This window comes from Campylobacter gastrosuis (genome assembly GCF_030249845.1).
Classification (GTDB): Bacteria; Campylobacterota; Campylobacteria; order Campylobacterales; family Campylobacteraceae; genus Campylobacter_A; species Campylobacter_A gastrosuis.
In genome coordinates, this window is record NZ_JANURM010000018.1 from 19,514 (window position 1) to 31,994 (window position 12,481).

The 12,481-nt window shown below is 39.1% G+C and carries 14 protein-coding genes and 2 pseudogenes; 12 read left to right on the forward strand and 4 right to left on the reverse strand.

The window, feature by feature from the left end:
* Positions 1 to 74: 74 nt before the first annotated feature.
* The 12 genes and pseudogenes from folD to NYG85_RS12210 all read left to right on the forward strand — a co-directional run.
* A complete protein-coding gene (gene folD / locus NYG85_RS10005; RefSeq protein ID WP_284938415.1) occupies positions 75 to 935 on the forward strand; it encodes a bifunctional methylenetetrahydrofolate dehydrogenase/methenyltetrahydrofolate cyclohydrolase FolD in 861 nt (286 codons plus the stop codon).
* A complete protein-coding gene (lepB, locus tag NYG85_RS10010) occupies positions 932 to 1,792 on the forward strand; it encodes a signal peptidase I (RefSeq protein ID WP_284938416.1) in 861 nt (286 codons plus the stop codon). The genes folD and lepB overlap by 4 nt, the downstream gene beginning before the upstream one ends.
* The gene (locus NYG85_RS10015; RefSeq protein WP_284938417.1) at positions 1,792 to 2,436 is read left to right on the forward strand and encodes a site-2 protease family protein; all 645 of its coding nucleotides are present in this window, start codon (positions 1,792 to 1,794) and stop codon (positions 2,434 to 2,436) included. Before lepB ends, NYG85_RS10015 begins: the two co-directional genes overlap by 1 nt.
* A 17-nt stretch (positions 2,437 to 2,453) precedes the next feature.
* Positions 2,454 to 2,900, forward strand: a complete 447-nt coding sequence (gene rpiB / locus NYG85_RS10020) for a ribose 5-phosphate isomerase B (RefSeq protein ID WP_284938419.1) — start codon at positions 2,454 to 2,456, stop codon at positions 2,898 to 2,900.
* Entirely contained in the window at positions 2,897 to 3,229 is a 333-nt protein-coding gene (locus NYG85_RS10025; RefSeq protein ID WP_284938420.1) for a hypothetical protein, read from the forward strand. Before rpiB ends, NYG85_RS10025 begins: the two co-directional genes overlap by 4 nt.
* A 38-nt stretch (positions 3,230 to 3,267) precedes the next feature.
* Positions 3,268 to 3,816: an adenine phosphoribosyltransferase gene (locus NYG85_RS10030; RefSeq protein ID WP_284938433.1), complete on the forward strand. Its 549-nt coding sequence runs from the start codon at positions 3,268 to 3,270 to the stop codon at positions 3,814 to 3,816.
* Complete coding sequence (locus tag NYG85_RS10035; RefSeq protein WP_284938421.1) at positions 3,817 to 4,434, forward strand: DedA family protein; 618 nt, start codon at positions 3,817 to 3,819, stop codon at positions 4,432 to 4,434.
* Entirely contained in the window at positions 4,427 to 5,206 is a 780-nt protein-coding gene (locus tag NYG85_RS10040) for an SDR family NAD(P)-dependent oxidoreductase (RefSeq protein ID WP_284938422.1), read from the forward strand. Before NYG85_RS10035 ends, NYG85_RS10040 begins: the two co-directional genes overlap by 8 nt.
* A complete protein-coding gene (locus NYG85_RS10045; protein WP_284938424.1) occupies positions 5,203 to 6,657 on the forward strand; it encodes a leucyl aminopeptidase in 1,455 nt (484 codons plus the stop codon). The genes NYG85_RS10040 and NYG85_RS10045 overlap by 4 nt, the downstream gene beginning before the upstream one ends.
* Positions 6,658 to 7,143: 486 nt before the next feature.
* On the forward strand, positions 7,144 to 8,247 hold the full coding sequence (gene ychF / locus NYG85_RS10050) for a redox-regulated ATPase YchF (protein ID WP_284938425.1): 1,104 nt from the start codon (positions 7,144 to 7,146) through the stop codon (positions 8,245 to 8,247).
* A gap of 293 nt (positions 8,248 to 8,540) precedes the next feature.
* A pseudogene (locus NYG85_RS12205) lies at positions 8,541 to 9,101 on the forward strand (cache domain-containing protein); the annotation flags it as partial.
* 600 nt (positions 9,102 to 9,701) lie between these two features.
* Positions 9,702 to 10,220: pseudogene (locus tag NYG85_RS12210) on the forward strand (methyl-accepting chemotaxis protein); the annotation flags it as partial.
* A 160-nt stretch (positions 10,221 to 10,380) separates the two neighbouring features.
* Here NYG85_RS12210 and NYG85_RS10060 read toward each other — a convergent pair.
* The 4 genes from NYG85_RS10060 to NYG85_RS10075 form a co-directional block, all read right to left on the reverse strand.
* Positions 10,381 to 10,575 (reverse strand): hypothetical protein, encoded by a 195-nt coding sequence (locus NYG85_RS10060; protein ID WP_284938428.1) that lies wholly within the window; start codon positions 10,573 to 10,575, stop codon positions 10,381 to 10,383.
* 116 nt (positions 10,576 to 10,691) lie between these two features.
* On the reverse strand, positions 10,692 to 10,922 hold the full coding sequence (locus tag NYG85_RS10065; RefSeq protein ID WP_284938429.1) for an MBL fold metallo-hydrolase: 231 nt from the start codon (positions 10,920 to 10,922) through the stop codon (positions 10,692 to 10,694).
* Between the two features lie 241 nt (positions 10,923 to 11,163).
* Positions 11,164 to 11,949 (reverse strand): tetratricopeptide repeat protein, encoded by a 786-nt coding sequence (locus NYG85_RS10070; RefSeq protein WP_284938430.1) that lies wholly within the window; start codon positions 11,947 to 11,949, stop codon positions 11,164 to 11,166.
* Positions 11,950 to 12,030: 81 nt separating this feature from the next.
* Complete coding sequence (locus NYG85_RS10075) at positions 12,031 to 12,345, reverse strand: DUF805 domain-containing protein (RefSeq protein ID WP_284938431.1); 315 nt, start codon at positions 12,343 to 12,345, stop codon at positions 12,031 to 12,033.
* Positions 12,346 to 12,481: the final 136 nt, after the last annotated feature.

Sequence of the window (12,481 nt, forward strand, 5' to 3'; positions counted from 1 at the left end):
TTTTTAAAATTTTAATTATTTTTTGGGTATCATACAATTTTTGTGATTAAAAATGCTTTTAATGAGGTTAGCAAATGAAAATTTTAGATGGCAAGGCAGTTAGTGCTAGTGTAAAACAAAGGGTTAAAGATGAGGCGATAGAGCTTACAAATTTAGGCGTAAAGCCTTGTTTGGCTGTGATTTTAGTCGGCGAAGATAAGGCTAGTCAAACATACGTGGCTTCAAAAGAGAAGGCGTGTGCTGCGTGTGAAATTGGCTCAATAATGCATAGATTGCCTGAAAATACGAGCCAAAGTGAGCTTTTAGCACTCATAAATGTGTTAAATTTAGATGATAGCGTTGATGGAATTTTAGTGCAGTTGCCACTGCCAAAACACATTGATACAAATGCTGTTTTAGAGGCGATTAGACCGCAAAAAGATGTAGATGGCTTTCACGCAATAAACGTTGGCAAACTTTCAAGCGGACTTGACGGCTTCGTGCCTTGCACACCGCTTGGCATAATGGTAATGCTTAAAGAATACGGCATAAGCGTGAGTGGCTTAAATGCCGTTGTGATCGGGCGAAGTAATATTGTTGGTAAGCCAATGGCAAATCTGCTTTTAAACGAGAGTGCCACCGTGACGATAACCCACTCAAAGACTAAGAATTTAAAGGAGATTTGTGCTGGGGCTGACTTGCTTGTAGCTGCCATTGGCAGGGCAAATTTTGTTAGTGCCGATATGGTAAAAGATGGCGCGATTGTCATTGATGTGGGCATAAACCGCCTTGATGATGGGCGTTTGGTTGGAGATGTGGATTTTGAAAAAGTCGCTCCAAAATGCGAGTTTATCACGCCAGTGCCAGGTGGCGTTGGACCAATGACAATTGCGATGCTTTTATCAAACACCATAAAATCAGCCAAAAATCGCGCTAAAAATTTAGGTTTAATATGAAATTTCTAAGAAAACTTTACGATTTTTCAAGCTCTTGGACTGGGACGATTGTTATTGTTTTGTTTGTGATTTTTTTCATTGCACAAGCCTTTGTAATCCCGTCTGGCTCAATGAAAAACACGCTTTTAGTTAGCGATTTTTTATTTGCTAAAAAATTTAGTTATGGCATACCAGTGCCACGAATTCCTTGGCTTGAAATTAGGGTTTTGCCAGATTTTAACGGCAACGACCACTTAATCTCAGGCGACACGCCAAAACGTGGCGATATCGTAATCTTTCGCTATCCGCACAATGAAAAAATTCACTACGTTAAGCGAAATTTCGCAATCGGCGGCGATGAGGTGATTTTTACTGAAAAGGCGATATTTTTAAGACCGAGCGAGGGCGATGAGTTTATAAAATCAAATTACAAAAAAGATGATTTAATCACGCTTGGAGGTAAAATTTTCGTGCGTGAGCCGTATAAATTTAAGGGTATTAATTACGATAAAAGCGTAAATATGTTTGAGCAAATGCTTTATTATTACAACGCAAAACGCCTTGCGATGACGCCATTGCAGGTTGATGAGCTGCCACCAGTTGTGGATAGTTTGCCATTTAATGCCTTTTACGTAAAAGTGCCAGACGGGCAGTTTTTTATGGTCGGCGATAACCGCGACCACTCAAACGACAGCCGTTTTTGGGGCAGTGTGGAGTATAAATTTATAGTCGGACAGCCTTGGTTTGTTTATTTTAGCCTTGATAAGGACTACAAAGTCCGCTGGGAGCGAATCGGTCGCTTTGTTGATACGCTAGAAAATGATGAAAATATCATTGATATGGCACAAAAAGAGAGCCACGCCGAGGGGATTTATTGATGTTTGAAAATTTTGATTTAGAGCGTGTTATTTTAGTCGTCATCGCACTTGTGATTGCCATTGTCGGACACGAGATTATGCACGGCTGGGTGGCGTATAAATTTGGCGATAGCACGGCTAAAAATTTAGGTCGCCTAAGCATAAATCCGATAAAACACATTGACCCACTAGGCACGATTGTCGTGCCTAGTTTGCTCTATTTTACGGGCGGTTTTTTGTTTGGCTGGGCTAAGCCAGTGCCAGTAAATATGAGTGTGGTTATCAGAAACGGCGGATACAAGGCTGGAATTTTTGTCGCCCTTGCTGGGATTTTTTACAATATCGTTTTAGCGATTTTCTCGCTATTTATGCTTGTAAATTTTGGCGATTTATTTGGCGATTTGTTTGCAAAATTTTTGGTATTTTTATTTAGCACAAACCTATTTCTAGGGCTTTTTAATCTCTATCCGATACCGCCACTTGACGGCTCAAAGGCACTTACTTACGCACTCTTATCGCTTGGATTTAGGGGTTTAGCAGATAAAATTTACAGCCTTGAACGCTATGGTATGATAATCCTAGTCGTGATTTTAATAAGCCCACTTTCAGGCTACTTTTTTGAGCCCATTAGATATGTGTTTAAGATGTTTGCTGGTATAATTTAGGCTTTTTAAGGATTAAAATGAAAATAGATAGAATTTACATAGCTAGCGACCACGCTGGATTTGGCTTAAAAGAGCGAGTTAAGGGCTTTTTATCTGAAAAATTTAGCGTTATTGATTTGGGTTGTGATGATGAAAAAATTAGCGTGGATTACCCTGATTTTGCACATAAAATGGCAGAAAATTTAGTAAATGATAGCGATTTTGGAATTTTAATCTGTGGCACTGGCATTGGTATCTCAATCGCTGCAAACCGCCATAAAAACGTGCGTTGTGCCTTGTGTCACGATATTAGCACTGCAAAACTAGCAAGAGAGCATAACAACGCAAACGTGATCGCCTTTGGTGCTAGAATGCTTGGCGAAGTGGTCGTTTTTGATATGTTAAACGCCTTTTTTGGCACGAATTTTGCAGGTGGCAGACACCAAAACCGAGTAGAAAAAATCAACCAAAAAGAGCAAAAATGATAACAGAATGGTTTTTTACGACTGCCTTAGTTTGCGTTTGTATCTACCTTGTGGTAATGGTTTTTTACTTTAAAACCCTGCTTAAAAAAGAGCGAGCGACTAAGGATTTTATGAAAAATAATCTACAAGATACCGAGATAGTAATAAGAAAACTACAAATCCAACTACAACGGAGTTTAGGCAATATTGACATTTTAACCGATGAGCTAAATAAGACAAAAAATGATGTCACTTCGCTTCGCACACGAAATTCTCAATATCGCCTTGAAAATGATAAGCTACGTGGCAGAATTCGTGAGCTTGAAGGTAAAATTGAGGCGTTATTATGATAGAAAATTTCAAAAAAATGTTTGCAAAAAAACGAGATATGCAGGTTTTAAACGACGATGATAGAGCGTATTTGTCGCACTCTATTCGCTTAATTGATGACTTCCCACGCCCGGGCATTGTCTTTCGTGACATTACCACGCTTTTAAATGATGCAAAGGCGTTTGAGTTTTTGATGTCGCATTTACAAGCACGTTATGAAAATTACGAGATTGATTTTATCGTTGGGATTGAGAGTCGTGGCTTTATCTTTGGGGCAGCGCTTGCTACAAGGCTTGGTGTGGGCTTTGTGCCGATTAGAAAGCCCAAAAAACTGCCCTACGTTACAATCTCTCAAAAATACAGCCTTGAATACGGCGTAGATGAGGTGCAAATTCACATTGACGCCTTTAATCACATAAAAAATCCGAAAATTTTGCTAATTGATGACTTAATCGCCACTGGCGGGACGGCAAAGGCTAGTATGGAGCTGATTAAAAACGCCGGTGGAGAGTGCGTTGAGGCGTGTTTTTTGATAAATTTGGTTGATTTAAACGGCTATCAAGAGATTGAGAAATTTACAAAAGTTTATAGTGTTTTAGAGGTTTAAATGGAGGAATTTTTTATAAATTTACTGACCCAATACGGCTACATAATCCTATTTATTTGGTGTATGTTAGAGGGCGAAATGGCGCTTATTATGGCTGGGATTTTAGCCCACCAGACGCATATGAGCGTTGAGCTTGCTATCTTTATCGCTGGACTTGGCGGATTTGCAGGCGATCAGGTCTATTTTTATATCGGTCGCTACAACAAACGCTACATCACGAAAAAACTTCGCTCACAAAGGCGAAAATTCGCCATAGCGCACCTTTTGATGAAAAAATACGGCTCGCCGATAATCTTTATCCAACGCTATCTTTACGGGCTTAGGACGATTTTGCCGATGAGTATCGGACTTACTCGCTACGACGCTAAAAAATTTGCGATTATTAACCTATTTTCAGCGTGGGCGTGGGCGGCGATTACGATTATACCGGCGTATCTGCTTGGAGAGCATATCCTTGATATTTTGGCAAAAGCAAAAGAGTATTGGTATGTGGCGATCCCAGTTGCAGCGACGTTTTTAGGCGTTGTATTTTTTGCGTTTAAACGCTTTGAAAACAACGTTTTAAGCAAAAAGCACGAGATTAAAAAGGGCTTTAAAAACGGAGAAAACAATGAATAAACGCACGTTAATCACCGGCGCATCAGGTGGCATAGGGGCAGAGTTTGCTAAAATTTTTGCTAAAAATGGCAACGATTTGGTTTTAACTTCAAGAAGCGAAGATAAGCTAAATGCCCTAAAAAACGAGCTAGAAAATGAATTTGGCGTTAAAGTTTTAGTTATCGCTAGTGATTTATCAAAGCCAAACGTAACGGCTGAAATTTTTAAAATCACGCAAGAAAATGGGATTTTTATTGATAATTTAGTAAATAACGCCGGATTTGGTTGGCACGGCGAGTTTTGTTCTCAAAATTTGAGCAAATTTAACGAGATGATAAATCTAAACATAACCGCTCTAACAGAGCTTTGCCACATTTACGCAAATGAGATGATAAAAAATGGCGGCGGTAAAATTTTAAACGTTTCGTCAATGGCAAGTTTTATGCCAGGACCTCTTCAAGCCGTTTATTACGCTACAAAAGCCTACGTTACCTCGTTTTCACAAGCGCTTTTTGAGGAGCTAAGAGATAAAAACGTAAGTGTTTGCGTGCTTTGTCCGGGCGCGGTTAAGACCGATTTTGTTAAAAACGGCGATTTAGCCGGCGTAAAGGCGTGGGATTTAGCAAAAGACGCCTACTCTGTCGCACTTTGCGGATACAAAGCAATGCAAAAGGGCGATCTGATCGCATTTAATCAAGGCGAGTTAAAATTTGCAAGTGATTTTATCTTGCCATTTTTGCCAAGAAAAACGATACTAAAAATTTCAAGAAAAACAATGGAGAAAACTAAGTGAATTTTAAAATAGAAAACAAACCGATTGATAAAATCAAGGCGGACATCAGCCTTGTTTTTGTGGTGGATAAAAACCTAAAACATAAATTTATAAAGGACGCAAAAGCCTTTAAATTTCTAGGTTTTGACGGCTCTGGGACGTGCTTTATCCAAGAGAGCAAGACGCTTTATGTGGGAATTTCTAAGCTTGATTTTGAGGCATTAAGAGTTGGTTGTGCTAAGGCTTATGAGGCGGTTAAAAACTACGAGGCTAAGAGCCTAAAAATGGCGATTTACTTTGCTGGGTGCGCTAAGATGAGCCTTCAAGCCGTCGTTGAGGGCTTTATTTTAGGCTCTTATGAGTTTGATAAATACAAAGAGAAAAAGAAGAGCCAAAAGCTAGAAAGCGTGATCTTTTCAACCGATGAATTTGGCGGAGAGAGCGTGGATTTAGATAAGGCAAAAATTGGCATAAAAAATGGGCAAATTATCGCAAACGCTACGAATTTTACAAAAGATATCGTAAATGAAACGCCTGAAATTTACACCCCAGCTAAAATGGCAGATGAGGCGACAGAACTCGCAAAAAGTCTAAAAAACGTAACTTGCAAGGTTTATGATGAGAAATTTTTAGCCAAAGAGAATATGAACGCATTTTTAGCCGTAAATCGCGCCAGTGTGCATAAACCACGGCTAATTCATCTAATTTACAAGCCAAAGAGTGCTAAAAAGCGCATTATTTTTGTCGGCAAGGGGCTAACTTACGATAGTGGCGGACTTAGCCTAAAACCAGCCGATTATATGGTAACGATGAAAGCCGATAAGAGCGGAGCTGCCGCCGCGCTTGGCATTATAAAGGGCGCTAGCGAGCTTGAAATGCCGTTTGAAATTCACGCGATTTTGGGTGCGACTGAAAATATGATAGGTGGCAACGCATATAAGCCTGATGACGTGCTAATCTCGCGAAGCGGCGTAACGATAGAGGTTAGAAACACGGACGCCGAGGGGCGTTTGGTATTGGCTGACTGCCTAAGCTACGCACAAGATTTTAAGCCAGATATTTTAATAGATATGGCGACCCTGACTGGCGCTTGCGTGGTGGGCGTTGGCGAATACACGAGCGGTCTGATGGGTAATAACGAGGATTTAAAAGAGGATTTTCGCAAAAAAATCGCCAGAAGTGGCGAGCTAACGACCATTTTGCACTTTAACGACCACTTAAAAGAGCTGATAAAAAGCCAAATAGCCGACGTTAGTAACGTTTCAAGCTCACGCTATGGCGGCGCGATAACGGCTGGGCTTTTTCTTGATAAATTCATAAAAGATGAGTATAAAGATAGGTGGATGCACCAAGATATCGCAGGTCCCGCCTACGTGCAAAAGGCGTGGGGGTATAATCAATATGGCGCAAGTGGGGCGGGAGTGAGAATGAATTTATACTACCTAAACGAACTTGCTAGGGATTTAAAATAGACCTGCTCGTCTTGCGGTCTTATACGTCGTTGGTTTTAAATTTTACTCGGTCATTACCCATTTGGTAACTCCCGTCGTAAAATTTAAAACCGCCTAGTCTAAGCCTCGCAATACTTTGCGATTTACGTTCTTTAAGAGCCAAAATTAGTAAAAATATAAAATTTTAATGTAAATCGCAAAATTTTACGAGCGGTTTGCGTAAAATGCGAAGTATCGCACAGCATAGCGAGGCGAATTTAAAATTTCAAGCGTGGCGTTAGTCAAATTAGCAATGAAACTAATTTTAAGTAAAATGCTATTTTTAGCAAAAATATAAAATTTTTAAGCGTAAATCGCAAAGTGATGTGATGTTTAGGCGAGGCGTAAATAAAAAAGCAAACGGAGCGACCTTGTCGGTCGTGAGTATTGGTTTTTTATTTACAACAAAGCATAAACCCGCAGCACAAGCAGGCATAAAACAAGTAGAATTAATTTTAAAGGATAATTATGGGACTTTCAGTAGGCATCGTCGGCTTACCCAACGTCGGCAAATCAACAACTTTTAACGCCCTAACCAAGGCACAAAACGCCGAGAGCGCAAACTACCCGTTTTGCACGATTGAGCCAAATAAAGCTATCGTGCCAGTGCCTGATAAGCGTTTAAATGAGCTAGCAAAAATTGTTTCGCCAAATAAAATTCAATACTCAACCATAGAATTTGTAGATATTGCGGGGCTCGTAAAGGGCGCAAGCAAGGGCGAGGGGCTTGGCAATAAGTTTCTTTCAAACATCAGAGAAGCCGAGATGATACTTCATATCGTGCGTTGTTTTGATGATGAGAATATCACTCACGTTGAGGGTGGAGTTGATCCGGTGCGCGACATTGAGATTATTAACACCGAGCTAATTTTAGCCGACATTGAGCAGTTAAATAAAAAAATTGAGCGTTTGGGACGTGAGGCAAAGGCTAACGCAAAGGGTGCAAAGGAGAGCTTAGGGCTTGCAAATGCGTTACTTTCGCACCTAAATGAGGGCAAATCGGCAAGTAGTTTTGAGGGCAAAGATAGCGAAATTTACAAAGCGCTTAATAAAGAGCTAAGGCTGCTTTCGGCAAAAGATGTGATTTATGGCGTAAATGTTGATGAGGACGGCATTGCAGAAGATAACGCCTACGTAAAAGCCGTGCGTGAGTATGCGGCGGCGTCAAATCACGAGGTCATCAAGCTTTGCGCTAAGATTGAAGAGGAGCTTGTTGGGCTTAGCGATGATGAAGCACACGAGCTTTTAAGCTCACTTGGAGCCGATGAGAGCGGACTTGAAAAGATAATCCGCACTAGCTTTGCAAAGCTAAATTTGATTAGCTATTTTACCGCTGGTGTTGTTGAAGTTCGCGCTTGGACGATTACTAGTGGTTGGAAGGCTCCAAAGGCGGCAAGTGTGATACACAACGACTTTGAGCGTGGTTTTATCAGAGCCGAAGTAATAAGCTATGATGATTATATCAGCTGTGGCGGCGAAAATGCCGCAAAAGAGGCTGGCAAGATGAGGCTTGAAGGCAAGGAGTATGTTGTGCAAGACGGCGACGTAATGCACTTTCGCTTCAATGTTTAATTGCTTTCTTGTGAGTGCTTTTAAATGAGTTTAAAAATTTTTATCTGCGATAGACTAAATGTCTTATCTTGATAAAAATTTTCTACACAACATTTAAAATCATCTCACAATAAAGGCAATTATTTTTTGCTTTAATATTAATTTGAGCTAAAAACAATTAATTTTTATCTCTAAACTCAATTTTTTATCTAAATTTTATTTACATTTTATATTTTTAATAATAGAATATTAACGAAAAATTATACTTTTAAAACAAAAAAGGGGCTTTTATGAAAATTTCTACGAAGCTAATAATGGTTTTTGTAGTATCTATTTTATTAGCGAGTGCCGTTTTTACGGCGTTAAATGCAAAATTTTCGGCGTCAAGCACGGAGTGGTTTTCAAAGAAAATTTACGATGATTTGGTTGAGGCTAGAAAAGACGAGTTAAAGACCGAAGTTGAGACTTTCTCTCAAATAATGCAACAAATTTACACCAGTGCAAAGGCTGACGGCAAGAGCGATAACGAGATAAAGGAGTTAATCATCGCCACAATTGAGCCGGTGAAATTTTTTGCCGACAAGAGCGGTTATATTTTTATTTACGAAGCGGACGGCACGGTCGTTATGCACCCTGAAAAGCCGTCGCTCGTTGGTAAAAATTTGATAAATTTAAAAGACCCAAATGGGCTTTTATTGATAGACAAACTCATTAAAAACGCGCAAAACGGCGGCGATTTTTTACTCTTTGGCTGGGCTAAAAAAGAGGGGTCTGAGCCAGTTGATAAGCTTGGCTACTCTATGATGTTTAAGCCCTTTAATTGGATGATTGGCAGTGGAATTTACATTGATGATATCAAAACGCAGGTGCAAAAAGAGAGGGCTGAGCTAGAACATTTAAGCCATAAAAATACCCTTACATTTTTGATAATCTCATTCATTTTAGCGCTCGTTTTAATCTTAGTCGTTTTATGGCTTTTAAGAGGGATTGTTATTAAACCGATTTTAAATATCGTGGGTCTGCTTGGCGGTTTTGCAAAGGATATCAAAGAGGGCAAGGGTGACCTTACTTATAAATTTGAAATTAGCTCAAACGATGAAATTTCAACAATGAGAGGGTCAATAAACGATCTTTTAGGCGGATTTAAAAACGCCATTGAGAGCCAAAAATTTTCATCAAATGAAAATTTAATGATTTCTAAAAATCTATCTCAAACCTCAACAAGTGCGAATGAGCTAATCTTAAAGCAGAGCAAAATCGTTCTAAGCACGACGCAAACGGCAAAAGATATGCAAGAAAAGATAGAAGAGTCCCTAAAAGAGGCGCAAAAAAGTAGTGAAAACTTAAACCAAACTCGCTCATACATCAATGAAGTCGGCGAGGCGGTTTTGGGACTTAGCGACGAGATAAATGCCGTCGCACAGACTGAAATTTCGCTATCAGAGAGCATAAAAGAGCTAACGGCAAACGCCGAGGGCATAAAATCGGTGCTTGAAGTCATAAGCGACATAGCCGACCAGACAAACCTACTCGCCCTAAATGCCGCTATTGAGGCGGCGCGCGCTGGCGAGCACGGCAGGGGCTTTGCGGTCGTGGCTGATGAGGTGAGAAACCTAGCCGAACGCACGCAAAACAGCCTTAGCGAGATACAATCAAGCATAAATTTAATCGTTGAAGGTATCGTAAAAACGAGCGAGCAAATCACGCAAAACGCCAAAAAAGCCGATGATTTGACTAAAATTTCAGCCTCAATTGACGAGAAAATCTCAACGATGAACCGCCTAATGGATGAAACTTTTTCGCTGACAAAAAACGCCACCGCTCAATACATAAGCACGAGCGAACGCCTAAATAGCGTGGCTGTGAGCGTAAAAAGCATTGATGAAATTTCAGAGCAAAACGCAAAAAGTATGAATGAGATTACAAAATTAGCCGTCCAGCTAAGCGATATGACGCAAAGGTTAAACGAGAGTTTAAATAAATTTAAAACGTAAAAGCGTTTGGTTGGCTTTACAAATTCGCACGGATTTTGGGCGTTTATAAATGCGTTTTAACGCCCAAAAAACGAATAATCGCTAGAAATTTATCGTTTCGCCGTCATTTGGGATTAGCACGTTTTTTAGCCCGTTTTTATCGCTAAAATTTCGCAAATCATCACAGCTTAGGGTCGTTGCGTTTATCGCTTCTAAATGCACGGTGATTAGCTTTTTTTGCGATTTTTAGCACGTCGTTTTTGCCCATTACCTTGCTTTCGTTTTCAAATCCAATTGTTTTAGCTCCCCTTGCATTTAGGACTAAAATTTTTGGTTTAAAGCGAGAAATCGCCATTTCTACGCTATCTTGATACACAGCGTCCTTTGCGATATAAAGCGTTTTGTATCCGATTTTTTCAAAAACAACGCTATCATTTGGGCTAAATTTTGCACTAGCCTATTTTTGCGTGATTTTGTGTAGATTTACGCCGTTTATTGTCGTAGTTTTTGACACTGCTTCAACGTTTTTAAACACCTGCTTTTGTCGCTTTCATTTTGCGTTAAAATTTTAATATCCTTTGGCAAAACCCTGACCGCCTCATCATCCCAGTGGTCTAGGTGAGCGTGAGTTACGACCACGATATCAATGCCTTTATAAATCTCATTAACGCCAATCGGTAGCTTAACCAGCGGATTTGCTAATGAGAATTTAAGTGCCTTCAAAGCCCGGATGCTGCCATTTTTTAGTCAAAAATTGCTCTATTAAAAAGACTAAATTAGCGTAATTTGCCTTTGCGGTCGCATTTTTGTGTGCTGGTAGCTGTGAGCCTTAAAAGCCAAAAAACAGGGCGACTAACGTTAGAATTTTAAAACATTTCATCTATTCTCTAAAACAAAAGCGGATTTTATTTGAAAATTCTAAATAAATATTAAAGCTATTTGAGTAAAAAATCGTGCGTGTTGATTATGAATTTTTAAATGCGCCTAGCATTTTACGCTCGGCACATTTATGTTGGCTTATCTGACGCCTTGCTTGTTTAGAATTTTGTATGCTTCGCAACCTTTTTTGCCCTCCTAAATCACACGCTTTGCCAAATAGCTCTTTTGCCTTACTAAAATTTTGTCTTACGCCTTGCCCATTATAATATATAAGTCCAAGATTATTGCAACCCATAGCTTCTCCCCCATCACAAGTCTTTTGAAATAAATTTACAGCTTTTTGATAATCTTGTCTTACGCCTTGCCCATTATAATATATAAGTCCAAGATTATTGCAACCCATAGCTTCTCCCCCATCACAAGTCTTTTGAAATAAATTTACAGCTTTTTGATAATCTTGTCTTACGCCTTGCCCATTATAATATATAAGTCCAAGATTATTGCAACCCATAGCTTCTCCCCCATCACAAGTCTTTTGAAATAAATTTACAGCTTTTTGATAATCTTGTCTTACGCCTTGCCCATTTTTATACATAAATCCAAGATTATTACAACCCATAGCTTCTCCCCCATCACAAGCTTTTTGATATAAATTTGCAGCTTTTTGATAGTCTTGTCTTACACCTTGTCCTTGTGCATACATAACTCCAAGATTATAACAGCTCCTAGCCTCTCCACCATCACAAGCTTTTTGATATAAATTAACAGCTTTTTGATAATCGCCATTTTTATAAGCTTCAAAGCCTTCATCAAATAAATCTGCAAAACCCAAAGTGGCAAAAATTGCCAAAGAAAATACTAACTTTTTCATCGTCTAACTCCTTGTTTATTTAATTCACGACTAATTTACACGCTTTGAGTGTAATAAGCTACCATTTAAATTATTCTATTTTTATATTTGTTTTAAATTTTCGTGTGGATTTTTGCCATATTTGTTATCTGGCACACTTGCGGTCAAACCAACAACTAAGAAAAATATAAAACAACATATCAAAATAAGAGCTCCAAACTCTGGTGATGCGTTGTTTGATATCAGATTACCTAATATTAAACCAAGGTAATATGGTAAAATTAGCCAACCGCTTAAACCTATATCGTGCAAACGCCTTACAAAAAGTGAGGTATTAACTAATATTGCTATAATAAAATATATTGCAAAGCTTAAGGCTTCAGTCATTGGCATCATTAATATTGCTATAGGTATCATTATTATATGACTCAACTTTCGCACATAAAACCTAACTCTTTTTGAGTGAAAGCACTTATCACTGCAATAATTTGAAGTAAATCTTTATTATCCTTGACAACATTTTGGATTTCAGAGATTTTTGTAAGTATTTGAA

Excerpts from the sequence above, each read along its gene's own strand:
- folD (WP_284938415.1), top strand. The coding sequence starts at position 75 with ATGAAAATTTTAGATGGCAAGGCAGTTAGTGCTAGTGTAAAACAAAGG.
- lepB (WP_284938416.1), top strand. The coding sequence starts at position 932 with ATGAAATTTCTAAGAAAACTTTACGATTTTTCAAGCTCTTGGACTGGG.
- NYG85_RS10015 (WP_284938417.1), top strand. The coding sequence starts at position 1,792 with ATGTTTGAAAATTTTGATTTAGAGCGTGTTATTTTAGTCGTCATCGCA.
- rpiB (WP_284938419.1), top strand. The coding sequence starts at position 2,454 with ATGAAAATAGATAGAATTTACATAGCTAGCGACCACGCTGGATTTGGC.
- NYG85_RS10025 (WP_284938420.1), top strand. The coding sequence starts at position 2,897 with ATGATAACAGAATGGTTTTTTACGACTGCCTTAGTTTGCGTTTGTATC.
- NYG85_RS10030 (WP_284938433.1), top strand. The coding sequence starts at position 3,268 with ATGCAGGTTTTAAACGACGATGATAGAGCGTATTTGTCGCACTCTATT.
- NYG85_RS10035 (WP_284938421.1), top strand. The coding sequence starts at position 3,817 with ATGGAGGAATTTTTTATAAATTTACTGACCCAATACGGCTACATAATC.
- NYG85_RS10040 (WP_284938422.1), top strand. The coding sequence starts at position 4,427 with ATGAATAAACGCACGTTAATCACCGGCGCATCAGGTGGCATAGGGGCA.
- ychF (WP_284938425.1), top strand. The coding sequence starts at position 7,144 with ATGGGACTTTCAGTAGGCATCGTCGGCTTACCCAACGTCGGCAAATCA.
- NYG85_RS10070 (WP_284938430.1), bottom strand. The coding sequence starts at position 11,949 with ATGAAAAAGTTAGTATTTTCTTTGGCAATTTTTGCCACTTTGGGTTTT.
- NYG85_RS10075 (WP_284938431.1), bottom strand. The coding sequence starts at position 12,345 with ATGATACCTATAGCAATATTAATGATGCCAATGACTGAAGCCTTAAGC.